Origin of the sequence: Devosia sp. 1635 (assembly GCF_013185955.1) — a bacterium.
Taxonomy (GTDB): Bacteria; Pseudomonadota; Alphaproteobacteria; order Rhizobiales; family Devosiaceae; genus Devosia.
In genome coordinates, this window is record NZ_JABAOM010000001.1 from 38,797 (window position 1) to 63,964 (window position 25,168).

General features: G+C 64.7%; 21 protein-coding genes. 12 read left to right on the forward strand and 9 right to left on the reverse strand.

Annotated features, from left to right (window positions below; genetic code table 11):
• Positions 1–156 precede the first annotated feature (156 nt).
• Both cobN and cobO read left to right on the forward strand, forming a co-directional pair.
• Positions 157–4,734 carry a cobaltochelatase subunit CobN gene (gene cobN, locus HRU92_RS00215; RefSeq protein ID WP_173087295.1) on the forward strand — a complete coding sequence of 1,526 codons (4,578 nt, stop codon included), beginning with the start codon at positions 157–159 and terminating at the stop codon, positions 4,732–4,734.
• A 38-nt stretch (positions 4,735–4,772) separates the two neighbouring features.
• Positions 4,773–5,381, forward strand: coding sequence for a cob(I)yrinic acid a,c-diamide adenosyltransferase (gene cobO / locus HRU92_RS00220; RefSeq protein ID WP_172124855.1), 609 nt, complete (start codon positions 4,773–4,775; stop codon positions 5,379–5,381).
• A gap of 10 nt (positions 5,382–5,391) precedes the next feature.
• Here the strand turns inward: cobO and HRU92_RS00225 are convergent, their stop codons facing one another.
• The 3 genes from HRU92_RS00225 to HRU92_RS00235 all read right to left on the reverse strand — a co-directional run bounded on the left by HRU92_RS00225 (position 5,392) and on the right by HRU92_RS00235 (position 7,761).
• A complete protein-coding gene (locus HRU92_RS00225; RefSeq protein ID WP_173087296.1) occupies positions 5,392–5,856 on the reverse strand; it encodes a hypothetical protein in 465 nt (154 codons plus the stop codon).
• On the reverse strand, positions 5,856–6,743 hold the full coding sequence (locus tag HRU92_RS00230; RefSeq protein WP_172122560.1) for a cation diffusion facilitator family transporter: 888 nt from the start codon (positions 6,741–6,743) through the stop codon (positions 5,856–5,858). Before HRU92_RS00230 ends, HRU92_RS00225 begins: the two co-directional genes overlap by 1 nt.
• Before the next feature lie 310 nt (positions 6,744–7,053).
• Complete coding sequence (locus tag HRU92_RS00235; RefSeq protein WP_172122561.1) at positions 7,054–7,761, reverse strand: hypothetical protein; 708 nt, start codon at positions 7,759–7,761, stop codon at positions 7,054–7,056.
• A 301-nt stretch (positions 7,762–8,062) separates the two neighbouring features.
• Here HRU92_RS00235 and HRU92_RS00240 point away from each other — a divergent pair, with 301 nt between their 5' ends.
• The gene (locus HRU92_RS00240) at positions 8,063–8,557 is read left to right on the forward strand and encodes a cobalamin biosynthesis protein (protein ID WP_173087297.1); all 495 of its coding nucleotides are present in this window, start codon (positions 8,063–8,065) and stop codon (positions 8,555–8,557) included.
• Here HRU92_RS00240 and HRU92_RS00245 read toward each other — a convergent pair.
• Positions 8,497–9,252, reverse strand: a complete 756-nt coding sequence (locus HRU92_RS00245) for a cobalt-precorrin-6A reductase (RefSeq protein WP_248306931.1) — start codon at positions 9,250–9,252, stop codon at positions 8,497–8,499. The genes HRU92_RS00240 and HRU92_RS00245 overlap by 61 nt on opposite strands.
• Before the next feature lie 77 nt (positions 9,253–9,329).
• On the opposite strand from HRU92_RS00245, the gene HRU92_RS00250 reads away from it, so the two are divergent.
• Genes HRU92_RS00250 through cbiB form a run of 3 tightly spaced genes read left to right on the forward strand, consistent with a single transcriptional unit; the run spans position 9,330 to position 13,050 of the window.
• The gene (locus HRU92_RS00250) at positions 9,330–10,622 is read left to right on the forward strand and encodes a cobyrinate a,c-diamide synthase (protein ID WP_349236675.1); all 1,293 of its coding nucleotides are present in this window, start codon (positions 9,330–9,332) and stop codon (positions 10,620–10,622) included.
• Positions 10,619–12,085, forward strand: a complete 1,467-nt coding sequence (locus HRU92_RS00255; RefSeq protein ID WP_248306932.1) for a cobyric acid synthase — start codon at positions 10,619–10,621, stop codon at positions 12,083–12,085. The genes HRU92_RS00250 and HRU92_RS00255 overlap by 4 nt, the downstream gene beginning before the upstream one ends.
• Positions 12,082–13,050 carry an adenosylcobinamide-phosphate synthase CbiB gene (gene cbiB, locus HRU92_RS00260; RefSeq protein WP_172122563.1) on the forward strand — a complete coding sequence of 323 codons (969 nt, stop codon included), beginning with the start codon at positions 12,082–12,084 and terminating at the stop codon, positions 13,048–13,050. Before HRU92_RS00255 ends, cbiB begins: the two co-directional genes overlap by 4 nt.
• A gap of 7 nt (positions 13,051–13,057) precedes the next feature.
• Here cbiB and cobU read toward each other — a convergent pair whose 3' ends face one another.
• Entirely contained in the window at positions 13,058–13,585 is a 528-nt protein-coding gene (gene cobU / locus HRU92_RS00265) for a bifunctional adenosylcobinamide kinase/adenosylcobinamide-phosphate guanylyltransferase (protein ID WP_172124861.1), read from the reverse strand.
• A gap of 211 nt (positions 13,586–13,796) precedes the next feature.
• Here cobU and HRU92_RS00270 point away from each other — a divergent pair, with 211 nt between their 5' ends.
• The 4 genes from HRU92_RS00270 to edd are packed head-to-tail and all read left to right on the forward strand — an operon-like array spanning position 13,797 to position 18,810.
• Entirely contained in the window at positions 13,797–14,753 is a 957-nt protein-coding gene (locus tag HRU92_RS00270) for a BadF/BadG/BcrA/BcrD ATPase family protein (protein ID WP_173087298.1), read from the forward strand.
• 3 nt (positions 14,754–14,756) lie between these two features.
• Positions 14,757–16,238 carry a glucose-6-phosphate dehydrogenase gene (zwf, locus tag HRU92_RS00275; protein WP_127752155.1) on the forward strand — a complete coding sequence of 494 codons (1,482 nt, stop codon included), beginning with the start codon at positions 14,757–14,759 and terminating at the stop codon, positions 16,236–16,238.
• Positions 16,222–16,935 carry a 6-phosphogluconolactonase gene (gene pgl, locus HRU92_RS00280; protein ID WP_210258513.1) on the forward strand — a complete coding sequence of 238 codons (714 nt, stop codon included), beginning with the start codon at positions 16,222–16,224 and terminating at the stop codon, positions 16,933–16,935. The genes zwf and pgl overlap by 17 nt, the downstream gene beginning before the upstream one ends.
• Before the next feature lie 60 nt (positions 16,936–16,995).
• Positions 16,996–18,810 carry a phosphogluconate dehydratase gene (gene edd / locus HRU92_RS00285; RefSeq protein WP_172122565.1) on the forward strand — a complete coding sequence of 605 codons (1,815 nt, stop codon included), beginning with the start codon at positions 16,996–16,998 and terminating at the stop codon, positions 18,808–18,810.
• A gap of 6 nt (positions 18,811–18,816) precedes the next feature.
• On the opposite strand, the gene HRU92_RS00290 is transcribed toward edd, so the two are convergent.
• Together HRU92_RS00290 and mutL are read right to left on the reverse strand one after the other, a co-directional pair.
• Positions 18,817–20,142 (reverse strand): erythromycin esterase family protein, encoded by a 1,326-nt coding sequence (locus HRU92_RS00290; protein ID WP_172122566.1) that lies wholly within the window; start codon positions 20,140–20,142, stop codon positions 18,817–18,819.
• Between the two features lie 58 nt (positions 20,143–20,200).
• Complete coding sequence (gene mutL, locus HRU92_RS00295) at positions 20,201–22,021, reverse strand: DNA mismatch repair endonuclease MutL (protein WP_172122567.1); 1,821 nt, start codon at positions 22,019–22,021, stop codon at positions 20,201–20,203.
• A 132-nt stretch (positions 22,022–22,153) separates the two neighbouring features.
• On the opposite strand from mutL, the gene HRU92_RS00300 reads away from it, so the two are divergent.
• Both HRU92_RS00300 and HRU92_RS00305 read left to right on the forward strand, forming a co-directional pair.
• Positions 22,154–22,381, forward strand: a complete 228-nt coding sequence (locus HRU92_RS00300; protein ID WP_172122568.1) for a hypothetical protein — start codon at positions 22,154–22,156, stop codon at positions 22,379–22,381.
• A 40-nt stretch (positions 22,382–22,421) separates the two neighbouring features.
• Positions 22,422–22,865 (forward strand): nucleoside deaminase, encoded by a 444-nt coding sequence (locus HRU92_RS00305; RefSeq protein ID WP_210258514.1) that lies wholly within the window; start codon positions 22,422–22,424, stop codon positions 22,863–22,865.
• Here the strand turns inward: HRU92_RS00305 and HRU92_RS00310 are convergent.
• Complete coding sequence (locus tag HRU92_RS00310) at positions 22,862–23,746, reverse strand: patatin-like phospholipase family protein (protein ID WP_164854734.1); 885 nt, start codon at positions 23,744–23,746, stop codon at positions 22,862–22,864. The genes HRU92_RS00305 and HRU92_RS00310 overlap by 4 nt on opposite strands.
• 142 nt (positions 23,747–23,888) lie before the next feature.
• On the reverse strand, positions 23,889–25,163 hold the full coding sequence (purD, locus tag HRU92_RS00315) for a phosphoribosylamine--glycine ligase (RefSeq protein ID WP_172122569.1): 1,275 nt from the start codon (positions 25,161–25,163) through the stop codon (positions 23,889–23,891).
• Positions 25,164–25,168 lie beyond the last annotated feature (5 nt).

The window sequence follows — 25,168 nt, forward strand, 5'->3', positions numbered from 1 at the left end:
CCACCCCAACCCTCCCCTCAAGGGGGAGGGGGCCGCATTGCGCCTTGGGCACGATCTAGCCCAACCCACCAGCCCAAAGCCCCTCCCCCTTGAGGGGAGGGGTTGGGGTGGGGGTGCAGGCGCTTCCGCCAATCCGGTCTTCGTGGGAGCCTGACCATGCACCTTCTTTCCGCCCAAGCCGGTGCCATCCAGCAGGAAGGCGAGGCCATCGATCTCGCCCAAACCCCTGGCGCCTTCATCTTCGCCTCTTCGGCCGATAGCGAACTGGCCATGCTCGCCGCCGCCGCCGACCGCGCGGGCGAAACCGAGCTGCGCCTCGCCAACACGCTGCGCCTGTCCAACAATCTGTCCGTCGATCTCTGGCTCGAGCAGACCGTCCGTCATGCCCGCCTCGTGGTCCTGCGCCTCATCGGCGGCGCCGCCTATTTCCAGTATGGCGTCGATGAGATCACCGCCCTCTGCGCCAACCGCAAGATCCCCCTTGCCCTGCTGCCCGGCGACGCCAATCCCGACCCCATCCTGCAAGCGCGCTCCACGATCCACCCCGAAGACTGGACCCGCCTCCACGCCCTCCTCATCGCCGGCGGCCCCGCCAACGCCGACGCGATCCTGAGGTCGTTCGGTGAACTCGCCGCCGAGCCCTCCCTCCCCCTTGAGGGGCTTCGAGCCGTCCCGCAGGGCGGATCGCTCCAGTGGAGCGATCCGAGGGGAGAAGGCCACGAGGGCTATGCCCGAGTGGCTGCCGGGGAGGGGGTCCCTCAGACCGAACTCAAGCCCCGCCTCTCCGACCTCCAGCCCCAACCCTTCGCTCGCTTCTCCCTCTGGCACCCCGCCACCGGCATCACCGACGAAACCGGCCTAAGGCACCGGCATCTCGAGCTTTCGCCTCCCTCCCCCTTGAGGGGAGGGACCGAGGGTGGGGGTCATTCGGCTCCTGCTGTAACGGCCCCCCACATCCCCATCCTCTTTTACCGCGCCGCGCTCGAAGGCGCCGGCACCGCCACCCTGCAGGCCCTTGTTGCCGAGATCGAGAACCAAGGCCTGCTGCCGGTCCCGATCCTCGTGTCCTCGCTCAAGGAAGCCGCCTGCGTGCGCTTCGTGCAGAATGTGCTCGAGAGCTTCCCGCCCGCCGCCATCTTCAACCTGACCGGCTTTGCCCTCGCGCTGGACCCCGACGACACCAAGTCCGACCCCTTCAGCGGCACCGATGCCCCCGTCATCCAGTTGATCCAGTCCGGCCGCTCGGAAACGCAATGGCAGGCCGACCCCCAGGGCCTGTCCTCCAAGGACATGGCGATGTTCCTCGTCATGCCCGAACTCGATGGCCGCATCGGCGGCCTCCTCGTCGGCCACAAAGCCGATGCCGTCTGGCACACCAGCACCCAATGCCCGCTCAGCGCCTATGCTCCCGACCATTCCGGCATCGGGCGCGCCGTCCAGCTCGCCCGCAATTGGGCCCGCCTCCGCGCCACCCCCCGGCCCGAGCGCAAACTCGCCCTCATCCTCGCTAACTACCCCCTCCGCGACGGCCGCCTCGCCAACGGCGTCGGCTACGACGCGCCGGAGTCGACGGTGGCAATCCTCAAGGCACTGGATGGGGCCGGGTACACGCTGGCCAACCCAGCACCGGACCCATTCCCCTCCCCCTTGAGGGGCTTTGGAGCGGCCCGGAGGGACGATTCGCTCCAGTGGAGCGAATCGAGCGACAAAGGCCAAGAGAGCTATGCTCGACTGGCAAGCGAGGGAGGGGGTCCATCAGTGATGAACCGCACGACCCCCACCCCCAACCCCTCCCCTCAAGGGGGAGGGGAGGCTCCACCCCTTGTCTTTGGCAATGGGCGGATGCAGCAACGCAAACACATCAATCGCGCCCGGGCCCTCCGCGCCGACCAGACTGTGCCTGAACGCGTGCTCTGGCCGCTGCTGAAGACCTTTGCGGAACGTGGCGTCAAGTTCCGCCGTCAGGTTCCTTTGGGCCCCTATATCGCCGATTTCGCCAGCCACCATCCCAAGCTCGTCATCGAGCTGGACGGCGAAACCCACTTCACGGACGAGGGTCAGGAACGCGACCTCGCCCGCACGGCCTTCCTGGAAGGCCTCGGCTACCAGGTTCTGCGCTTCACCAATTCCGATGTCGCAACTAACCAGGACGGAATTTGGCAGACCATCTCCTCGACACTAGATGGACTCTCGGCTCCATCCCTTCCCTCCCCCTTGAGGGGAGGGACCGAGGGAGGGGGTCGTGGTGTTCGGCACCAAACCTACCCAAAATCCTCAGCCAACCTCATCACCGCCCTCCAATCCGGCCCCACCAATGCCGACCCGCAGCGCGGCTCATCCGCCGCCACGCTCTCGCTCGCCCGTTATCGCGAGCTCTTCGCCACGCTCCCGCAAGCGATCCAAACCGAAGTCACCACCCGCTGGGGCGACCCCGCCACTGACCCCTTCGTCCGCCACGACACCTTCCACCTGCCGGCCCTTATCTTTGGCAATGTCACGATCCTGCTCCAGCCCGGCCGCGGCTATGGGCTCGACGAGACCCAGAGCTATCACGACCCTTTTCTGCCCCCGCCTCATGTCTATCTGGCCGCCTATCTCTGGCTGCGCCACGACTGGTGCGCCCATGCGCTTGTGCACAACGGCAAGCATGGCACGCTGGAATGGCTGCCCGGCAAATCCACCGCGCTCGATGCGGCGAGCTATCCCGATGCGCTTTGGGGCGGGCTGCCCCATCTCTACCCCTTCATCGTCAACGATCCCGGCGAGGGGACCCAGGCCAAGCGGCGCACCGGGGCGGTGATCATCGATCACCTCATTCCCCCGCTCACGCGCGCGGAAACCTATGGGCCGCTCAAGGACCTTGAAGCGCTGCTCGATGAATATTATGCCGCCGCGGGCATGGACCGGCGCCGCCTCGCCGACCTGCGCCGCCGCATCCTTGATTTCACCCGCGACAGCCGGCTCGACCGCGATATCGGCCTGCCCGAGGACGAAACCGAGGCCCTGCTGAAGATCGACAATTTCCTTTGCGACCTCAAGGAAGCCCAGATCCGCGATGGCCTGCACGTCTTTGGCCAGTCGCCCGCGGCTGAACTGGAACGCGACCTCATCGTGGCCCTGGCCCGCGTGCCGCGCGGCGAAGGTCCCGCCGAGCGCTCCCTGATCCGCGCCCTCGCCGATGACCTCAAGCTCGGCTTTGACCCGCTCACCGCCAAACTGGGCGAGCCCTGGGTCGGCCCGGATCTATCTGCATTGGCCTCACTCCCCCTTGAGGGGAGGGCCGGGGAGGGGGTCCCTCCGCTCCGTCACCGCACCGTCGGCGACATCGTCGAACAACTCGAACACCTCGCCGCCGAACTCGTCTCCGGCCCCGCGCCCGAGCCCGGCTGGACCCAAACCGCCGCCGTGCTCGAAACCGTCGAAGCTGTCATCCGCCCGCGCCTGCGCGCTTCGGGCCCCGCCGAAATGGCCGCGCTTCTCGATGGGCTCGACGGCAAGTCTGTTCGCCCCGGCCCTTCGGGCGCACCTTCGCGCGGGCGCCTCGACGTGCTGCCCACCGGGCGCAATTTCTTTTCCGTCGATACTCGCGCCGTGCCGACCCCCACCGCCTGGGAGCTGGGCCGCAAATCGGCGGAAAACCTGATCCTGCGCCATTTCCAGGATACCGGCACCTATCTGCAGGCCGCCGCCATCTCCGTCTGGGGCACCGCCAATATGCGCACCGGCGGCGACGACCTCGCCCAAGCCATGGCGCTCATCGGCGTCAAACCGGTCTGGGATCCCGGCTCGCTGCGCGTTTCGGGTTACGAGATCATCCCGCTCGCCAGGCTCGGTCGTCCACGCGTCGATGTCACCCTGCGCATCTCGGGCTTTTTCCGCGATGCTTTCCCCGCCCAGATCACCCTTTTTGATCGGGCGGTCCGCGCTGTGGGAGCCCTCGATGAACCCACCGAGGACAACCCGGTCGCCGCCCGCATGCGCGCCGAAGCGCTGGGGTTGATGGCGCAGGGGCAAAGCGAAGCCGAGGCGTTCCTTGCCGCCGGCCACCGCATCTTCGGCTCGCGCCCCGGCACCTATGGCGCCGGCCTTGGCGCCCTCATCGATGCCGGCACCTGGCAAAACAAGGCCGAGCTCGCCGCCCGGGTCCTCGATTGGGGCCACTATGCCTATGGCGCCAAATCAGTCGGCACCCCGCAGCGCGACGGTTTCGCTGCGCGCCTCGCTGCCGTGGACGCGGTGATCCACAACCAGGACAACCGCGAGCACGACCTGCTCGATTCCGACAACTACTACCAGTTCGAGGGTGGCCTTGCCGCCGCCGCCGAAACGCTGAGTGGCCACCAGCCCGCCGCCTTTCACAACGATCATTCCCGCCCCGAACGCCCGCTGATCCGGACCCTCGGCGAGGAAATCAGCCACGTCATGCGCTCGCGCGTCGTCAACCCGAAATGGATTGCCGGGGTCAAGCGCCACGGCTATCGCGGCGCCTTCGAGATCATCGCCACGGTGGATTTCATGTTCGCCTTCGCCGCCACGACCGGCGCCGTGCAGACCCACCATTTCGACCTCGCCTTCGAGGCCTTCATCGAGGACGACGCCACGCGCGACTTCCTCGCCACCGCCAATCCCTTCGGCTATGCCGAATTGCTCAAGAAATTCAACGAGGCCCGCGAGCGCGGTTTTTGGACCCCGCGCTCCAACTCGGCCTTTGCCTATCTGGAGACCGCGCCATGACCGACCAGCCCGCCAAGCCGCTCAAGAAGACCGACGGGATGAGCGAGGCCGAGCGCGACGCCTACCACGCCGAAAAAATGCGCAAGAAAAAGGAGGCCCGCAACAAGATCCTTGCCACCAAGACCGCGGAAAAGGGCCTCCTCATCGTCCACACCGGCAAGGGCAAGGGCAAATCCACCGCCGCTTTCGGCATGGTGTTCCGCGCCCTGGGCAATGGCATGCGCGTGGGCGTCGTGCAGTTCGTCAAGGGCGTCTGGAACACCGGGGAGCGCACCGTGCTCGACAAATTCCCCGATCAGGTGACCATCAATGCCATGGGCGAGGGTTTTACCTGGGATGTCGCCGACCGCCAGCGCGACCTCGCTGCCGCGCGCAAGGCCTGGGAGCAGGCCAAGGCGCTGATCCTTGACCCCGGCTACAAGCTGGTCCTCCTCGACGAGCTCAATATCTGCCTGCGCTACGACTATCTCCCCATCGAGGAGGTCGTCGAGTTCCTGCGCAACAAGCCGGCCGACAAGCACGTCATCGTCACCGGCCGCAATGCCAAGGATGAGCTGATCGAAATTGCCGATCTCGTCACCGAAATGACCGAGATCAAGCACCATTTCCGCGCCGGGGTGAAAGCCCAGGCCGGCATCGAGTTCTAGGACGCTCGCCTCAGCAGCCCACCTTCCGCAGCGAGCGCCCGAGCCGGTCCAGCACCGGGCGCATTTCGCCGAATTGCGCCGCCGAGATTTCGATCTGCCAGCTTGCGGTGCTTCGCCGGTCGCACAAAAGGATGGTGCGGCCAAACCGCATCCGCGAGCCTTTCACGGCCGAAAAACTCGCCCAGTCCGGCGTCACCATTTGCTCCCCCGCCCGCCAGCCGCTGCGTTCCAGCTCACGCCCGATCCGCGCCACCGTCCCCGCTAACGGGCCGCGCATCGGCTCGCCCCAGGCGCGGAAGGTCACCTCTTCCCCCGCCAGCTCGAAACTCTGCCCCGCCTCATCGCCTTCGCCCGCGACAAACCCGGCCGGCACCTCCAGTGCAAAGCCGAACCGCGTGTTCTCGTAACGCAGCGCCCCTTGCCCCCAAGCGGGCGCCGCCAGCAGCATCAGGCCCAACATGGCCAGCACCCGCATTACAGCACCACAATCCCGGCATGCTTGGCCTTGTTTTCCGGCTCCACGTGTATCGTGATCTGCGCATCCTTGACCGCTTCGCGCAGCTTGCTTTCGATCCCGTCGCAAATCCGGTGCGCTTCATCAACGCTGAGCGCGCCCGGCACCACCAGGTGAAAATCGATAAACACCATGCGCCCGGCCTGCCTGGTGCGAATATCATGGGCCTCGATGGCGCCGGTGGCATTGGTCGCGATCACCTCGCGAATGGTTTTCTGCGTTTCGGCCGGCACAGCGACGTCCATGAGGCCCCCCACGCTCGCGCGCACCACCCCCCAGCCCGACCACAGGATGTTGACCGCGACCAGCGCCGCGAGGATCGGGTCGAGCAGCGCCCAGCCGGTCATGATCGCCAGGCCCAGGCCCACCAGCACCCCGATGGTGGACACGACATCGGTCAACAGATGCTTGCCATCGGCTTCAAGCGCCGGCGAGCCTTCCGCGCGGCCATGGCGCAGCAATACGCCCGCCCAAACGAGGTTGATCACCGTGGCCACCGCCGCCAGCAGCAATCCCTGCCAGGGCGCATCGGGCAGCCGGGGGTGAAAAAACCCGACCCATGCCTCGCGCAGGATCAGGATCGCGGCCACGATGATCATCACGCCTACGATCACCGCCGAAAAATACTCGGCCTTGCCATAGCCATAGGGCAGGGCGGCATCGGCCGGCCTTTGCGCCAGCCGGACCGCGATGAGAGCCGTCAGGGCCGTCACCACATTGACGATCGATTCCAGCGCGTCGGAAAACAGCGCCACCGACCCGGTGAGCCACCAGGCGAGGAACTTGATGCCAAGCACCACCAGCCCAACCAGCAGGCTTGCAGCAGCGATGTGAAGGGTTCTTTGCATGGCCTCGATCCGTCCGGCCTCCTTGTTGCGCCTGCGGCAAACGGGGAGGGCGGCCTGATAGCCCGTTCCGGCCAGCGCAACAATGATTGTCTTTGCAACTGCTTTTCATCTGCAAGGCCCCTGTGGGAAAGCGGCTGTTTTGCCTGCAGACCGGCACGTCCAGGCTCATCGCCCGCCAGCGTAACGCTCGGATCGGCCTCTAGAGCCGCCCTACCCACAAGTGTCGTCCCGACCTTGAGCCGGGATCCATCCTGAAGTGGGAGCAGCTACAGCAATGGGCCGTCAGGCTGCGGGCGCCACGCCCCCAGGCTCATTCCACTGGTGGACTGATCCGCCGCTCGGCGCGGTAAAGCCCGATGCTGTGGATAAACACCAGCACCCCCAAGCCCTCCAGTGCTTCCTCGATGATCGCCGCGAGGCGATAGGAGGCGGCGGTCACATCCCCCGTGGCATCCGAATAAAGCTTGCCCCCGATCAGCTCCATGCCGATGGCGCCGCCGATAAACAACGCTGCCGCCAGCAGCATGGTCGCGCGCGCACGTCCCGGCAGCGCCCGCAAAAAGGGAATAAAGGCCACCAACCCCAGTAGGCACAGCGCCGCCACCGGTAGCACCCAGGCGAAGGTCAGGAACCCCGATGTGCCAAGGCTCGAACCTACCGGCGCCGACAGCAACTCATGAACGCTCAGCGCCTCGTCGGCCGATAGCCCGAAAAACACCACACCCAGCAGCGTCCACTGCGCCCCGATCAGCCGCTCCCGGCGATAAACCCTGGCGCCGGTATCGAGCAGCATCAGGCCTGCGCCCGCCAGCAGCAGCTGGGAAAACCAGGTGTAAACGCTGCGCTCCACATCGAGGTCGAGCAGCCAGATCCTATCCTCCCCGTCCAGTCCCAGCCCATGCTGCACCACGGCAGCACCGATCAGCACCGCCCAGATCAGCAGCGGCACCAGGATAGGGCGGACAACCGGCCGCGCGGCGTCCAGCCTGCGGGCGTGCTCCTCTGTTATCTCGGTCATCGCTTCGCCCCGGCCCAGTGTCATTGAACTGTCATAATTGACCCCGGCTGCCGGACGATCTACCCGTCATGGCGCGTATAACCGCTCCGGCCGAGTACCTAATCCAAATGGCCTAGCAACCCCCTTCAGAGCCGCCGCAAGGGGCGCCCCCGGCCTGGCATCTCAACTCTAAGAGCTATTCGCCCGGTCCTACCGGCGCCGCATTCCGCCGCATTGATTGCCCCTATCGGCTCGGGCGCTTACAAGCCGCAGGGCAAGCGGCATCGAGCCTCATGCTGCACACGGGAGCAACCACATCGCCATGGGGCAGGGCACTGTGCATACCATTCCAGCCGAGCCGGCCCGGGTATTGGCCGGAATTGGCTCGCGCCGCCTAACCGATCCACAGGAGATCATCGCCCTTGTCGGGCAATGCCTCGAGGAAGCCGGCATGCCATTGGCCACATTGGTGGCCCTTGCCAGCCATGCCCGCAAGGCCGGGGATCCGGCGTTGCTTGCTGCCGCAGACGGGCTCGGCGTTCCCCTCCGCCTGCTTGATGGTCACGCCCTACGGGCAGCCGTCCCCACTCCATCAAGCGTGGTTGAGCGCCATACCGGGCTCCCCTCCATTGCCGAAGCCTGTGCCCTTGCCGCCGGCACGCTGCTGCTGCCCAAGCGGCAAACCGCTCGCGTCACCTGCGCGCTCGCTTTGTGCCGTCCCAGTTGGCAGCTCGATCGCTTCGGCCAGCCCGCGCCTCAGCTAGCCAATGCCGCCACGCAGGCCTCCACATCGGCGACCTCGCGCGCCGGCGGATAAGCTGGACGCGCGACCATGATCACATTAGTCCTGCGCTGGCGCGCCGCCTCGAGCTTGTCGGCGGTTTGTGCGCCGCCGGAGTTCTTGCTGACCAGATGTGTGATTGCTTCCCGCTCCAGCAGCGCCAGTTCCCCTTCAAGTCGGTAGGGTGGGCGCGACAGAATTATTTCGGCATGCGGCGGCAGTGGCTTTGCCGGCGGCTCGATCAAGCGCACCACAAACCGGCAATCCTGGCGGCGGAGAAAGGCCTCGAGCCCACCATGTCCGGTGGTCAGCAGCACTTTGGCGCCCGCAGGGATGGCCGCGGCCGCGGCGGCCAGGTCGGGCACATGGGTCCAGGGCGCCTCGGGCGGCTCCCGCCAGGCTGGCCGCACCAGCCGCAACAGCGGGACGCCAGCGCCGTTTGCCGCGGCAACCGCATTGGCCGACATTCCGGCAGCATAGGGATGGGTCGCATCGATCAGCCAATCAAACCCGCTCGCCTGGAGAAAGGCCGCGAGGCCCTCAGCCCCGCCCAACGAGCCAATCCGCAATTGTCCCGCCGGAACCATCGGCTCCTGCGTACGTCCAGCCAACGAAGTCGTCACTTGGTGCCCGAGCGCCACCAGCCGCTCGGCCAGCTTGCGTGCCTCCCCCGTTCCGCCCAGCACCAGGATATTCATCTGTTCGCCATCTGCTTGTTCGCTCCCCGCCATTGTGGCGGCTCCGCCCGCGCGCCTCAAGGCAATCCCTGCCGCTTTCCCGCCGCAGCCCTGCGGCAAGGTGGTGCGGCGTGAGCCGGGGCTTTGTGGTTGCGGCCCCCCGCTCGGGTTCTGGCAAGACGGTCATCACCCTTGGCCTGCTCGCCGCCTTTCGGGCGCGTGGCACGGTCGTGGCCCCCGCCAAGGTTGGCCCCGATTATATCGACCCCACTTTTCTTGGTCGCGCCGCCGGCCGCGACGCGGTCAATCTCGATCCCTGGTCCATGACGCCGGCTCGCCTGCGCCATCTCGCGGGCGTTCAGTCCACCGGCGCCGACCTCCTGATCGTTGAAGGGGTCATGGGCTTGTTTGACGCCGGCGCCGATGGCTGGGGCTCCACTGCCGATCTTGCCCAGATGTTGGACCTGCCCGTGGTGCTGGTGGTCGATGCCGACAAGCAAAGCCAGTCCGTTGCGCCCCTGGTCGCCGGCTTTGCCCATTGGCGATCCGGCGTGCGCATCGCGGGCATCATTCTCAATCGCGTCGCTTCCGCCAAGCATGAGCGCATGCTGCTTGAAGCGCTGCTGCCCACCGGCATCCCCTGTCTTGGCGCCATTCCGCGCAACACCGAATTGGCGCTCCCCGAGCGCCACCTCGGGCTTGTTCTGCCCGGCGAGATCGAGGGTATCGCCGATTTCCTCCAAACCGCCGCCACCAGCATGGGCGACTATCTCGATCTCGATCGGCTCCAGGCACTCGGCGCGCCCCTCGCCGCAGCCGATGCTGGGAGCACTCCGCTGCCCCCGCTGGGTCAGCGCATCGCGATTGCGCGGGACGCGGCGTTCGCCTTTCTTTATCCGCACCTGCTGGATGGCTGGCGCGAGCAGGGGGCCGAACTGCTGTTCTTTTCCCCGCTGGCCAACGAGCCGCCCGCGCCGGGGGCTGACGCCGTGTTCTTGCCCGGCGGTTATCCCGAACTCCATGGCGCAACCCTCGCCGCCGCATCCATCTTCAAGGCGGGTCTCCTTGCCGCTCGCGACCGCAATGCGCTGATCTATGGCGAATGCGGGGGCTTCATGGTTCTGGGCGACGCTTTGGTGGACAAAGCGGGCACTGAACACGCCATGGCCGGCCTCTTGCCCATCACCACCCGCATCGATCGCCCCAAGCGCATTCTCGGCTATCGGCGCCTGCGCCACACCGGCGCCTTGCCCTTTCCTCCCAATCTGCACGGTCACGAATTTCACTATTCCTCCGCCAAGCAGTCGCGCCTGCCGCCCCTTTTTATCGCAGCTGACGCGCGCGGGGTTAACTTGCCGCCCATGGGTGCGGTGATCGGCTCGGTGATGGGCTCCTATGCCCATGTCGTGGATGCCGCCCCATGAGCGCCCGCGCCCTCATGGTCATGGGCACCGGCTCCGATGTCGGCAAGTCGCTGATCGTCGCCGGCCTCTGCCGCGCCTTCACCAATCGCGGCCTGCGCGTAGCGCCGTTCAAGCCGCAGAACATGTCCAACAACGCCGCGGTCACTGCTGATGGCGGCGAGATCGGTCGCGCCCAGGCGCTGCAGGCCCGCGCCTGCCGCCGCGATCCGCTCACCGCCATGAACCCGGTGCTGCTCAAGCCCGAAGGCGAAACTGGCGCGCAGCTGGTGGTGCGTGGCCAGCGCCGCCAGTCCATGGCCGCGCGCGAATATTTTGCCCGCCGCGCCGAACTCCTCCCCGAAGTGCTCGCCGCCTACCGCGAATTGGCCGCCGACACTGACCTGGTTTTGGTGGAAGGGGCGGGCAGTGCCTCCGAAGTCAACCTGCGCGCCAACGACATCGCCAATTGGGGTTTTGCCCGCGCCACATCCATCCTGACAATTTTGTTAGGTGACGTTCATCGTGGTGGCGTAATTGCGGCACTGGTCGGCACCTTTGCCGTAATCGACCCCGAAGACCGCGCCCTGATCGCCGCCACCATGATCAACAAATTCCACGGCGATCCAACCCTCTTCGACGGCGCCAAGCGCTTTCTCGCCGAGAAAACCGGCGTCCCCTGCCTCGGCCCCATCCCCCATTTCCCCGCCGCCCACCGCCTCCCCGCTGAAGACGTGCTGGCGCTCGAAGCCAGCCAACCCATTGCCAGTACAGGCAGATTCACCATCGCCGTCCCCCGCCTGCCGCGCATCGCCAACTTCGATGACCTCGATCCCCTGCGCGCCGAGCCCGGCGTCGAGCTCATCCTCGTCCAGCCCGGCCAACCCATTCCGCGCCAAGCCGACCTTGTGATCCTCCCCGGCTCCAAAGCCACCCGTTCCGACCTCGCCGCCCTCAAGCTAAATGGCTGGGACATCGACATAAAAGCCCATCACCGCGCCGGCGGCCGCATCCTCGGCATCTGCGGCGGCTACCAGATGCTGGGCCAATCAATCGCCGATCCCGCCGGCATCGAGGGCGCCCCCGGCACCAGCGAAGGCCTGGGCCTGCTCGAGGTCACCACAATCTTATCCCCCACCAAGCAACTGCGCCTCGAGCAAGCCATCCACCCCGCCACCGGTGAACCCATCAGCGGCTACCACATGCATATGGGTGTCACCCAAGGTATTGATGTAGCTCGACCTTTCGCCGAAGTTGCCGGCCAACCGGAAGGCGCAATAAGCCCGGATGGCCGAATCATCGGCACCTATCTGCACGGCCTTTTCGCCGCCGATCCCTTCCGCCGCGCCTTTCTCGGCGCCGTCGCCACCCCTGATCTCGACTACGAAGCCGGGGTCGATCAAACCCTCGACGATCTCGCCGCCCATCTCGAGCACCATCTCGACCTCGACGCCATCCTCGCCCTGTCCCGGACCGCCCGGCTGTGACCAACCTCCTCATCGCCCCCATCGCGCTGCTGCTCGAACGCTGGCTCGGCTACCCCGACTTTTTGCTTCGCCAGATCGGCCACCCCGTGATGTGGTTTGGCCGCCTCATCTCCTGGCTCGACAATCGCGTCGGCCGAGACCGGCTTTCCCCCGAGGCGCAGCGCCGGGCAGGGGTGATGGGCGTAGTCGTGTTGCTGCTTGCAACTCTCGCCATCACCTTGCCGCTGCAACTGTTTTTGCGCGCGCTGCCTTTTGGCTGGCTGGCGGAAGCCCTGTTGGCGACGCCTTTCCTCGCGCAAAAGGAACTCGGCCGGGCGGTCAACGCCGTTGCTCTCGCCCTTAACCGCTCGCTGACCGAGGGCCGCGAAGCCGTCAGCCACATCGTGGGCCGCGACCCCGAACAACTCGATGAGGCTGGGGTGGCGCGAGCAGCGGTGGAGACCCTCGCCGAAAGCACCTCGGATGGCGTGGTCGCGCCCTTGTTCTGGCTGCTCATCGCTGGCCTGCCGGGCATCGCGCTCTACAAGGCGATCAACACGGCAGATTCCATGATCGGTCACCTTAACCAGCGCCACCGCTACTATGGCTGGGCCGCTGCCCGGCTGGACGATCTCGTCAACTGGATCCCCGCCCGCCTCACCGCCGTGCTGATTGTCCTCGCCTGCCGGTTCTTGCCCGGTGCCTCGGCGGCGCAGGCCTCGGCAACGACCCGCCGCGATGCCCGCAAACATGCCTCGCCCAATTCCGGCTGGCCCGAAACCGCCTTTGCCGGTGCGCTGGGTTTTGCCCTTGGTGGGCCGCGCGCCTATGGCGGCGAAGTGGTGGATCTGCCGCTACTCGGGTCGGGCAAGCGCGACCTCGAAGCCAACGACATTGCACAGGCGCTGGCGCTCTACCGGGCGACACTTAACGTGCTGCTGGCGGCCTGCCTTGTCCTGCTGCTCCTGGGATGGCTGGTCGACTAGCCGCAGATCAGTCGTCCGTGGCGCCCTTAAGCGTTATCGGCAATCCGGCAACCACGAAATACACATCCTCGCAGATATCGGCGAGGCGCTGATGGGCGGCGCCCGCGAGGTCCCGGAACGTCCGGGCCATCGCATTATCCGGCACAATGCCCAAGCCCACCTCGTTGCTGACGAGGATGACGCGGGTCTTCTCCATTTTCGCCAGCCCGTTGACGAGTTCCTCCACCGCCGCGGCCACATCGGCATTGGCGACGAGCAGATTGGTGATCCAGAGGGTTAGGCAATCCACCAGCACCACATCATGGCTGTTGCCAGCGCGCAGCAGCGTCTGGCTGAGCGCCAGTGGTTCCTCGATGGTGGTGAAGCGGCCACCGCGGCCGCGCTGGTGGGTCGCAACCCGCTCGCGCATCTCGCTGTCCAGCGCTTGCGCCGTGGCGAGATAGGCGGGGCTGCCGCCTGAGCGAATCGCCAGCCGCTCGGCAAATGCCGTCTTGCCAGAGCGCGCCCCTCCCAGAACCAGCACATGCCGCTGCATCATCGCACCTTTGTGTTTTTAGCCGTGAGGGCCGGTTCAACGTCGGCCGCACTTTGATCCCTAGTATTAGGCCGATTTGGCTGTGCAAGCGAGCTTGCCCCACACTGGACGATCCGACGCTTATTCTACTTTCGTCTTAGCGTCTTTCGCACTATGGTCCGCGCCGAAACAAGCCTTTACCATCCCGGATTTTCCAACGGAGTTGACCCGCGTGCCCCGGTTTTATCTTGGCGTTGACGGCGGCGGCACCAATTGCCGCATCCGCTTGGCTGACGAAAATCTGCAAACGCTTGCCGAGGTCAAGAACGGGCGCTCCAACCTACAGATCGATGGCGCGGATCCCGCTTACAAGGCCATCCTCGACGGCACCCGCGATGTGTTTGCGGCCGCCGGGCTCGATTATGCCGAAACGGCCAACACCTATGCCTGCTTTGGCATGGCGGGTGGGCGCATGGATACGGCCCGTGCCGCTTTTGCCGCGCGGCCTTGGCCCTTTGCCGGGGTGCAGGTCTATGACGATATCGACATTGCCCATGCCGGCGCCCTGGCCGGCAATGATGGCGGGGTGATCATTGTCGGCACGGGGTCTGCGGCCCTGGCTGTGGTCGAGGGGGAGCGCTTCCAATGCGGCGGCTGGGGCTTCCAGATCGGCGACCAGATGTCGGGCGCGATCCTCGGGCGCGAACTGGTGCGCTATGCCGTTGAAGCCAGTGATGGGCTGGTCGAAGCCTCGCCGCTGACCGAAGCTGTGCTTGCCGCCTTGGGCGGCGACAACCAGGCGGTCATGAGCTGGTCCTTTGCGGTCGATCTCGACGTCAAGATCATCAGCCGCGACGGATCAGAAGGGTGCGACGATGCCTTGATCGGGCGAGCTCCGGCAGAATTTGGCAAGCTGATCCCGCTGCTGATGGAATACTTTGATGCCGGCGACCCGGTTGCCCAAAAGATGATGACCGTACAACTGGGCTATGTGGACGCCTATGTTCGCTGGTTCCAGGACCGCAACGCCAAGGTGATGGCGGTGGTAGGTGGCTTTGGGCAGCGCATCTTCCCCATCCTGCGGGAACGTTATGGGGATTTCGTCGCCCTCCCACAGTTTGAACCTCTGCATGGCGGCGTTATTCTCGCCAGGCAAATCTTCGCTTCTGCCGACAACAAGGGACTATAGCTCGTGTCCAGCCGCATTATTCCGGTCCAACCCTTCGATTATGTGGTGTTTGGGGCCACAGGTGACCTGACCAAGCGCAAGCTGATCCCGGCCCTTTATCATCGGTTCAAGGATGGGCAGTTCGACGAGCGGTCTCGCATCATCGGCGTTTCACGCTCTCCCTTGTCCGATGCCGAGTTCCAGACCCTTGCCCGAAATGCGGTCACGGAGTTTGTCGAGCAGGAATATCACGATGAGGCAACGATCGACCGCTTTGTGTCGATCTTCTCCTACGTCGCCAATGATGTGAGCGACCCGGCGAACTGGGCCGACCTTGACGGCGCGTTGCGGGACGATCCCGAGATCGTGCGCGCCTTCTACCTGGCGGTGGCACCCGACCTGTTCGAGCCGATAGCCGAATATTTGTCGAAGAAGGGCTATTACCGGCGCGACGCCCGCGTCGTGATCGAAAAGCCGCTTGGCCACGATCTCGCATCCTCTATGGAAATCAATGATGGCGTGGCCAAGATCTTCGAAGAAGATCAGGTTTATCGCATCGACCATTACCTCGGCAAAGAAACGGTGCAGAACCTGCTGGCGCTGCGCTTTGCCAACACCTTGTTTGAGCCGGTCTGGAACTCGGCCCATATCGACCATGTCCAGCTTACCGTTTCGGAATCGGTCGGCGCGGGAACGCGCGGCTATTACGACGAGAGTGGCGCCCTGCGCGACATGATTCAGAACCACATGCTGCAACTGCTCTGTCTTGTGGCGATGGAGCCGCCAGCCTCGGACGACGCCAATGCGCTGCGCGATGAAAAGCTTAAAGTGCTGCGCTCGCTCAAGCCGATTACTGCGGGGGATGTAGCGCGCATGACCGTGCGCGGGCAATATCGCGCGGTGTCTTCGGAAGGCACTTCGGTCAAGGGCTACCAGGAAGAACTTCCGGGCGAAAAGAAGGGCTCGCGCACCGAAACCTTTGTGGCGCTCAAGGCCGAAATTGGTAATTGGCGTTGGTCGGGCGTGCCGTTCTATCTGCGCACGGGCAAGCGCATGGCCCAGCGCGTCTCGGAAATCTGCATTCAGTTCCGCGCCATCCCGCACTCCATCTTCGATCACGCCGAAGGCGCGCCCAAGGCCAACAAGCTAATAATCCGCCTGCAGCCCGATGAGGGCGTCAAGCTGATGATGATGATCAAGGATCCCGGGCCGGGCGGCATGCGCCTGCGCGAAGTCCCGCTCAATCTGAGCTTTGCCCAGACCTTCACCGAGCGCACGCCGGAGGCCTATGAGCGGCTGCTGCTGGACGTGATCCGCGGCAACCAGACCTTGTTCATGCGCCGCGACGAGCTGGAAGCGGCCTGGAAATGGGTCGATCCGATCCGCGAGGCCTGGGACAATTCGAGTGAGCCGCCCCAGCCTTACACCGCCGGAACCTGGGGCCCATCGGGTGCCATTGCGCTGATCGAGCGCGACGGTCGCACCTGGTATGAGGAAGATCACTAAGACCATGCTCGACCGCCGCACCTTTGCCGACAAGCCCACCCTCGCCAAGGAATTGGCCGAAGCCGTTGCGGACCGTATCCGCGCAGCCATCGCCGAGCGGGGCAATGCAGCCATTGCCGTGAGCGGCGGCTCGACGCCCGCGCGCTTTTTCCAGGCCCTGGGCAAGTTCAAGGACCTCGACTGGGAAAAGGTGGTGGTCACCCTTGTTGATGAGCGGTGGGTCGATGAAACCAACGATCGCTCCAATGCGCTGCTGGTCAACGAGCGCATGCTGCAGGGCCCGGCCGCGGTAGCGCGGTTCTTGCCCCTTTATTCCGGTGGCGATGCACCCGACGATGAAGCTGTAGAGCGCACCAACGCTCAACTGGAAGCGCTGCCGCGCCCCTTTGCCGCCGTGGTCCTCGGCATGGGCAGCGACGGGCATACCGCGTCCTTCTTTCCCGGGGGCGATACCCTGGCCGAGGCGCTGAGCGCGCCGGGACCAACCATCGCCATCCGGGCGCCTGGTGCGGGCGAGCCACGCATCACGTTTACCCTTCCGCGTCTTCTGGAAACGGATGGGCTCTACCTCCATATCGAGGGGGAAGAAAAGGCCGCCGTTTTGGACGCGGCGTTGGGCGAAGGTCCCGTTGAGGACATGCCCATTCGCGCCGTGCTGCGCTCCGGCCATCCTTTAACTGTCTATTGGTGCCCATAGTCCCCGAAGCGCTCCCCAATTGACCGCTTTGGCCACTTGCGGCTCCACCAAGGAGCTCCAATGCCTGTTCAGCAAGCCATCCAGGATGTCACCGACCGCATAGCGGCCCGTAGCCGCGACAGTCGCGCCCAATATCTGCGCCGTCTCGACGCCCAGCGGGAAGCCGGGGTTTATCGCTCGAGCTTGTCGTGCGGCAATCTCGCCCACGGCTTTGCCGCCTGCTCGCCTGCCGAAAAAGCGGCGCTGGCTGGCACCAAAACGCTCAATCTGGGCATTGTCACCTCGTATAATGACATGCTCTCGGCGCACCAGCCCTACCAGTTCTACCCCGAAATCATCAAGCAAGCGGCTGCTGCGATCGGTGCCACCGCCCAGGTGGCCGGCGGGGTGCCAGCGATGTGCGATGGCGTGACGCAAGGCCAGCCTGGCATGGATTTGAGCCTGTTCTCGCGCGATGTGATTGCCATGGCGACGGCTATCGCGCTGTCGCACAACATGTTCGACGCCGCCGTTTACCTGGGTATTTGCGACAAGATCGTTCCGGGCCTGCTGATCGGGGCGCTAACCTTCGGGCATCTGCCGGCCGTGTTCATTCCCGCTGGGCCCATGCCCTCGGGCCTGCCCAATGACGAGAAGAGCCGCGTGCGCCAGCTTTATATGGAAGGCAAGGTGGGACGCGCCGAACTGCTGGAAGCCGAGGCCAAGTCCTACCACTCGCCGGGAACCTGCACCTTTTACGGCACCGCGAACTCCAATCAGATGCTTATGGAGATCATGGGCCTGCATCTGCCCGGGGCCAGCTTCGTCAACCCCGGCACGCCCTTGCGCGATGCGCTGACCCGGGAAGCTACCGTGCGAGCACTGTCCTTGACTGCCCAAGGCAACAACTGGACCCCGGTGGGGCACGTGATCGACGAAAAGGCCATCGTCAACGGGCTCGTTGGCCTGCATGCCACGGGCGGCTCCACCAACCATACCATGCACCTGATTGCCATTGCGGCCGCCGCGGGGCTGCAGGTGACCTGGGACGACATGTCCGATCTCTCCGACGCTACCCCGCTGCTGGCGCGCGTTTATCCCAATGGCGTTGCCGACGTGAACCACTTCCACGCAGCTGGGGGCATGGGCTTCCTGATCCAGGAATTGCTGGCATCGGGTCATCTGCATGAAGATGTGAAGACCGTCTGGGGCGAGGGCCTCTCCAATTACACGGTTGAAGCCAAATTAATCGAGGACAAGCTGAGCTTCGAGCCCGCTCCCAAGCACTCGCACCTGCCAAAGGTACTAACGGGCACGGCCGCACCCTTCCAGCAGACTGGCGGCCTCAAGCTCCTGACCGGCAATCTCGGGCGCTCGGTGATCAAGGTTTCCGCAGTCAAGCCCGAGCACCGGGTCGTCGAGGCTCCGGCACGGGTGTTCAACGGCCAGGAAGAAATGCAGGCGGCGTTCAAGGCGGGCGAGTTGAACGGCGACATGATCGCGGTTGTCCGCTTCTCGGGTCCGCGGGCCATCGGCATGCCCGAACTGCACAAGCTTACTCCCGCCCTCGGCGTGTTGCAGGATCGCGGCTTAAAGGTCGCTCTGTTGACAGACGGGCGAATGTCGGGCGCTTCGGGCAAGGTCCCGGCGGCCATTCATATGACCCCGGAGGGGGTCGATGGCGGCCCTATCAGCAAGCTGCGGGACGGCGACATGATCCGGCTCGATGCCAATGCGGGAACCTTGCAGTTCATGGGCGATGAGGCCGAACTCCACGCCCGCCCGGCCGCCACCGAAGACTTGAGCAACCAGCAATGGGGTATGGGCCGCGAACTGTTCGCCGGCATGCGCAGCCTTGTGGGCGTAGCCGACCGGGGTGCCAGCGTATTCAGCTGAGCCCCGCTAGACCCCGAACGGGTAGGTTTCGGGGACCCCACGGGGCCGCTCGGTTGGGAGCGGCGTAACTGCCTTTGTCTCATTGAACCAGACAAAAGCGTCGAATTGCTCTGGCAGCACGGCATTGAAGTAATGGCTCTGCCGCTCCGTTTCGGGGCGGTAGATCACCCCGATCGCTCGCTCCAGCCGGGGTTCTGACAACGCCGACCGCAGCTGAGCGTCGCTGCGCCAATCGACCAGACCGCGCTCGACCCCGGCGTCGCGGAATATCCGCTCATGTGAATCGGGGCGGGCCGGACGGACCGTCTTGATCCGCATCGGCTCGTCCCAATCATCGGCCGCAGCCACCGTTCCGCGATCGGTGCCAAAGCCAATTGCAACTGCACGCTCGCCCCAGGCCGATTTGGCGTGATCGCCGATATTAAGCTGCCCCTGCCAGCCCATTTCGGTAGCCGCCGCCCGGCCCACATGCGAGTTGTGCGCCCAAACAATTGCCTTGGCGTCGGGACCCCGATGCTCCAGCACTGCCTCGAGCGTCTCGAACATATGCCGGTCGCGCAAATTCCAGGACTCGTTGGAGCCCTGATACATGACCCGATAATATTGCTCGGCGGCGAGCACCACTCGGGCATTTTGGGTCGCATCAAAGAAATTGGCGCTGTCCTCACCTGCGTAGCTGAATTGGTGACCCATTAGCTCGGTAAGTTGCTCCACCACCTTTTCTTCGCACGGGTCGATCTCGCCGGTGATGACGGAGCGGCCATACCATTCGGGCTCGGCTTGCCAGGGCGTGAGGCAGCCATACCGCCGTCGTGCCTTTCGCGCTTCCGCCGGATCCACACGGTCGAGATAGCCCAGCACTGCACTGATCGATCCACGCAGCGAATAAACGTCAAGCCCGCGGAACTCGACGCGCCGGCTCAATGGCAGTGCTGAATTATGGGTATGCAGCCAGCCAACAAAGTTGGCCACATCCTCGTTGCGCCACATCCAGGTGGGAAAGCGGGCAAAGGAGGTTTCATCATAGCCAGGGCCTTGCCGCTGGCGGACATGGTGATCAATCCGGTTCGCGTCGGGCCAGTCCGCCTCCACCGCCACGATGGAAAAGCCATGGATGACGATCAGGTGGCGGGTGATGGCCGCGCGCGCAGCATAAAATTCCGAGCTGCCATGGCTCGCTTCACCCAGTAGGACGACTTTGGCGTCGCCGAATGCATCGAAGCAGTTACCGAACTCGATCGCATCGGCCGGATGGGGTAGTGGCTGGATCGCCTGTTGTAGCTTGCGGACGATCCGGGCGGCTGCTTCCGGCCTCTCATCAACAACGCTCATCTCGACCTCTGCAGGAGGTTAACGTCCTGCCCGGGTGATCGCTGCAGCCTTAACCTGGTTAGCGGGTACGTCCGAACAGGCGCTCGATGTCGCGCTGTTTAAGCTCCACATAGGTTGGACGCCCATGGATGCACTGGCCGGAATGGGGCGTACGTTCCATGTCGCGCAGCAGCGCGTTCATTTCCTCCACCCGCAACCGCCGGCCTGAGCGAACCGAGCCGTGACACGCCATGCGCGCGATGATCGCTTCCATCCGATCAGCCAAGGCCGAGCTGGTTTCCCACTCCGCCAAGCCATCGGCAATGTCCTGTACCAGTCCTGCGACGTCCGTTTGGCCTAACAAGGCAGGGGTCTCCCGCACCGCCACCGCTCGCGGGCCGAAGCGCTCGAGATAAAGTCCGAACCGCTCCAGTTCGGGGGCCGCTTCCTCGAGCCGGGTGCAATCCTCCTCGGGCAGTTCCACCACCACCGGGATCAGGTGGGCCTGGCTTTGTATCGGACCCGCTGCCATTTGCTGTTTGAAGCGTTCGTAGACCAGCCGCTCATGAGCGGCATGCTGATCTACCAGCAGCAGGCCATCGCCGTTCTGGGCAATGATGAAATTGTCAAACATCTGTGCCCGGGCGGTACCCAGCGGATAATCGCCTTGATCCCTGGCCTCTGGCACGGTTTCCACCCTGGCGCTGGGCTCGGCAAGGCCGGCGAGGCTCCGGGGCAGCGACCTCGGGGTGTCCACAAGCTGCCTGCTATTTAAGGATGGTGCGGCTGCACAGGGCGGGGCGGAATAGCCAAGCCCCGGGCTTTCTGCCAACTCAGGGGCCGATGCGAGGATTGGGGTTGAAAAGGCACCAAGCACGTCATCGGCAACGCTGGACGAAGCCTTCCAGCCCGCTGCCGTCAGCGCTTCACCCACCGCGCGGATCACCGCACTGCGCACCGCTCCCGCATCGCGGAACCGTAACTCAGCCTTGGCGGGATGAACATTGACATCCACTTCGCCCGGATCGATCGCCAGATACAGCGCCACCACCGGAAAGCGGTCGCGGAAGGTGTAATCCGCATAGGCGGCCCGGATGGCGCCGATCAGCACCTTGTCGCGTACCGAGCGGCCATTGACGAAATAGAACTGGGACAGCGAATTGGCGCGGGTAAAGGTCGGCAAGCCGGCGAGCCCCGCAACCACGACGCCATGGCGTTGCGTGGCAAGGGCCACGGCGTTGCGGGCGAAATCATCACCCATGATCTGAGCGAGCCGACCTTCGAGCGCACCCGACCCATGCACCGCGGGCCAATTGGCGGGTGAACGATCTGTTCCACCCAGCACGAAATGCACGCCGGGATTGGCCATGGCGAGCCGCTTGACCACTTCGGTAATCGCCCCGGCTTCTGCCCGGTCCGACTTGAGGAATTTGAGCCGCGCCGGCACATTGCGGAAGAGGTCCTTGACCTCAACCACGGTGCCGCGGTTGAGCGGGTGCGGGATCGGACCGCGTCGCACGCCATCCCTGACGGACAGGCGCAACCCGCTTTGCGCCCCTGCCGGACGCGAGGCGATAGAAAGTTCGGCGACCGAGCCGATCGAAGCCAAGGCTTCCCCACGAAACCCCAGCGTGCGGATCTCGTCGAGATCGTCAGCCGAAAGCTTGGAAGTAGCGTGCCGTTCCACGGACAGCACGAGATCGTCGCCATCCATGCCGCAGCCGTCATCCTCGATGCGGATCAGGCTTTTGCCGCCGCCGGCTGTGGTGACTGTGATGCGGCTCGCTCCGGCATCGATAGCGTTCTCCACCAGCTCCTTGACCACGCTCGCGGGCCGTTCCACCACTTCGCCCGCCGCGATGCGGTTGACGAGATTTTCGGGCAGTTGCCGGATCGGCATGGGCGATTCTCCTTGCGGCCAGCATAAGCCAAGCCGGCTGTTATGCCGACCCTGCTTTTGTGCTGCGCGGCGACATTAGCGAACCATGACGGCCCGCACCGCATTGTATCGGGGCAGCAAGGAGCGCGCACCATGAGCGAAATCAAAAAGCCCGGCAGCCCGGCAGACGAGGCAAAGGCCGCCAATGAAGCGGCTAATAGGCAGTTTAACGGCGACAAGCCGGCCCCTGGCGCCAAACTGCCCGAGGCCAACGACGACGTGACCAAAGCCAACCACGAAGCTAATGCGGAATTCAATGGTTCGGGGGAAGGCGCCCCTTCGGGCAACAGCGTGGGCGGATTGCGCGGCCCTGCCGATTAAGTCTAATCCTCCGGGACGAATGCGCCCGGAGAACCAATGCATGCCCCAAGCCGCTATGGACCTGGCCCTGGAGCTGGCCGAAGAAGCCGCCGCCGATGGCGAGGCTCCCGTTGGGGCGGTTGTCGTGGAAGGGGTGCAGATTCTGGCGGCCGAGCGCAACCAGATGCGTGCGCTCAACGATCCCACAGCGCATGCCGAAATGCTGGCCATCCGCGCGGCGCTCGCCCGCCGAGGCACCGGTCGGCTGGATGGCTGCGATCTCTATGTCACGCTCGAGCCCTGCGCCATGTGCGCCGGTGCCATCGCCCATACGCGACTGCGTCGAGTTTATTTCGGTGCTGAGGACCCCAAGGCGGGTGCGGTGGAGAACGGCATTCGCCTCTTCGCCCAACCGAGTTGCCACCATCGCCCGGAAATCATCGCGGGCTTAGGAGCTGCCCGGTCCGAAGTCTTGCTCAAGCGCTTTTTCGCCAAGCTGCGCTAGCGCACCACGTCCGGCGAGCTGTCGATCACCGGTATCCGGCCTTGCATATAATCTTCCATGCGCTGCGACAGCATCCGCTTGAACCGGTCTTTGTCTGCATCCACGTGGGCGAAGATTTCGCGCACCCGCCAGAACTCAAGCATGCCGAAGGACGAGACATGGGGGCGGATATAGATGTCGGGTGGATAAGCCGCCATCATATGCGCGGTCAGCGAGTGCATCATGATCTGGGCCGAGCCGAACCACATATCGATCGGCTTGTGGTCGGTCTTGTTGAGCCCCAGCGAAGGGTCGCCATTTACATCAATCCCGATCAAGAAGTCGGTGCCGATATCGGCTTGGTCGAGCGGCAGCGGGTTAACGACCCCCCCATCGACCAGGACGTGATTGGCATAGCTCACCGGCTTGAAAAAGGTTGGAATGGCAATGGAGCCGGCAATGGCTGGCCGCAACAGGCCGGTGTTGAACACGACCTGATGCCAGGACTGGTAATCGGTTGCCACCACATAAAGCGGCACCGATAGCTCTTTAAACGTTTCCGGGAACCCGAGGGGGGTGAAGGCATCAACGATGCTGGTGGCATCGAGCTGGGTCGGAATACCGTTTCTGAGAATGCCCCCAAGCCGGATATGGGTCGCCCAAAGCTTGCCGGCTATGATCCGCATCGTGCCCAGCACTTCAGTCGAGTGCTCGCGCAACTCCTTGCCCGTCATACCGGCAGCCCAGCCAGCGCCGATCAAGGCACCGATCGAGGTTCCGGCGATAACCGAAGGCCGCAAGCCAAGCTCATCCATGGCCTCGATGTAAGGAATATGGGTGAGCCCGCGGGCCGATCCGCCACCCAGTGCTACCCCGATCTTGGGTCCGGCAGATGTGCTCACCCCGCTCCGCTCCGCCCGTAAGCCGCGCAAATGATCCCCAAGAGCCTTGCCGCGCAGCTGCAGAGCCGTCAGCTTACGCCTAGGTGGAACGCCGTCAAAGGTGGGCGGCGGGGATGGTAAATCCGTGCCGTTGGTGTGGGGCTTAGGCGCGGTTACGCTCGATGGCCCGCCAGCCAATATCTCGGCGGCAAAAGCCCTCTGGCCAATCAATCTGGTCCACGCATCGGTAAACACGACGCTGCGCCTCTGCTATATCTGCCCCAAGCGCCGAAACGTTGAGAACCCGTCCCCCTGCTGCCAGTAAACGCCCGCCTTCGCGCCGCGTTCCGGCGTGGAAGATTTGAACACCGTCGTGGTTAAGCCCGTCCAACCCCCTGATCTCCGACCCTGTCGTGTAGGAGCCGGGGTAGCCCTTGCTGGCGAGGATCACCGTCATGGCTGTCTCGGGGCTCCAGCGCACCTCGTGCCCGGCGAGAGCGCCAGTGGCCGTGGCATAAAGTAGTTCCAGTAGATCGGACTGCAGCCGCAGCATCAGCACCTGCGTTTCCGGGTCACCGAAGCGGGCATTATATTCAACAAGCTTGGGGCCCTCATCGGTGAGCATCAGCCCGGCATAGAGCACCCCCTGGTAAGGCGTGCCGCGCGCAGCAAGGCCGCGCACCGTAGGCTCAATGATTTCGCGCAGAACGCGCGCTTCGAGATCGGGTGTTAGAATATCGGCGGGGCTGTAAGCGCCCATGCCGCCCGTATTGGGACCGGTATCGCCGTCAAAGGCGCGCTTGTGGTCCTGCGCAGTGGTGAGCGGCAGAATGGTCTGACCGTCGCACAGAACGAAAAGGCTCACTTCCTCGCCCGTCATGAATTCTTCGATCACCACCGATGCCCCGGCGGCACCGAATGTGCCGCTGAAGCAATCCACGACCGCAGCGCGCGCATCGTCCAGCGTTTCGGCGACCGTCACGCCTTTGCCCGCCGCAAGGCCATCGGCTTTGACGACGATGGGGACCGTCTGGGTGGCCAGATAATCGAGCGCCGGACCTTGGCTCTCAAAGCGGCGATAGGCGGCCGTCGGGATGCCCATCTCGTCGCAAAGCGCCTTGGTGAAGCTTTTGGAGCCTTCAAGCTGCCCGGCGGCCCTTGAGGGGCAAAAGCAGGCGACACCCGCCCCCCGCAGATCGTCGCCTAGCCCAGCGACCACCTGGGCGTCAGGGCCCACCACTACGAAGTCGACGGCCATCAGCTTGCAGAAATCGATCACGGCCTGATGGTCGGTCATGTCGATGGCGACGTTTTCGGCGATCTCGCTCGTGCCACCATTGCCGGGCGCGACAAAGAGCTGGGTCAGCCGGGGCGACTGAGCCAGTTTCCAGGCGAGCGCATGTTCACGTCCGCCTGAACCAATCACCAGAACCCGCATTCGCC

Excerpts from the sequence above, each read along its gene's own strand:
- HRU92_RS00235 (WP_172122561.1), bottom strand. The coding sequence starts at position 7,761 with ATGACCGAGATAACAGAGGAGCACGCCCGCAGGCTGGACGCCGCGCGG.
- HRU92_RS00305 (WP_210258514.1), top strand. The coding sequence starts at position 22,422 with ATGCCCCAAGCCGCTATGGACCTGGCCCTGGAGCTGGCCGAAGAAGCC.
- HRU92_RS00240 (WP_173087297.1), top strand. The coding sequence starts at position 8,063 with ATGGGGCAGGGCACTGTGCATACCATTCCAGCCGAGCCGGCCCGGGTA.
- cobU (WP_172124861.1), bottom strand. The coding sequence starts at position 13,585 with ATGCAGCGGCATGTGCTGGTTCTGGGAGGGGCGCGCTCTGGCAAGACG.
- cobN (WP_173087295.1), top strand. The coding sequence starts at position 157 with ATGCACCTTCTTTCCGCCCAAGCCGGTGCCATCCAGCAGGAAGGCGAG.
- pgl (WP_210258513.1), top strand. The coding sequence starts at position 16,222 with ATGAGGAAGATCACTAAGACCATGCTCGACCGCCGCACCTTTGCCGAC.
- purD (WP_172122569.1), bottom strand. The coding sequence starts at position 25,163 with ATGCGGGTTCTGGTGATTGGTTCAGGCGGACGTGAACATGCGCTCGCC.
- edd (WP_172122565.1), top strand. The coding sequence starts at position 16,996 with ATGCCTGTTCAGCAAGCCATCCAGGATGTCACCGACCGCATAGCGGCC.
- cobO (WP_172124855.1), top strand. The coding sequence starts at position 4,773 with ATGAGCGAGGCCGAGCGCGACGCCTACCACGCCGAAAAAATGCGCAAG.
- HRU92_RS00300 (WP_172122568.1), top strand. The coding sequence starts at position 22,154 with ATGAGCGAAATCAAAAAGCCCGGCAGCCCGGCAGACGAGGCAAAGGCC.
- HRU92_RS00225 (WP_173087296.1), bottom strand. The coding sequence starts at position 5,856 with ATGCGGGTGCTGGCCATGTTGGGCCTGATGCTGCTGGCGGCGCCCGCT.
- HRU92_RS00230 (WP_172122560.1), bottom strand. The coding sequence starts at position 6,743 with ATGCAAAGAACCCTTCACATCGCTGCTGCAAGCCTGCTGGTTGGGCTG.
- mutL (WP_172122567.1), bottom strand. The coding sequence starts at position 22,021 with ATGCCGATCCGGCAACTGCCCGAAAATCTCGTCAACCGCATCGCGGCG.
- HRU92_RS00290 (WP_172122566.1), bottom strand. The coding sequence starts at position 20,142 with ATGAGCGTTGTTGATGAGAGGCCGGAAGCAGCCGCCCGGATCGTCCGC.
- HRU92_RS00245 (WP_248306931.1), bottom strand. The coding sequence starts at position 9,252 with ATGGCGGGGAGCGAACAAGCAGATGGCGAACAGATGAATATCCTGGTG.
- HRU92_RS00255 (WP_248306932.1), top strand. The coding sequence starts at position 10,619 with ATGAGCGCCCGCGCCCTCATGGTCATGGGCACCGGCTCCGATGTCGGC.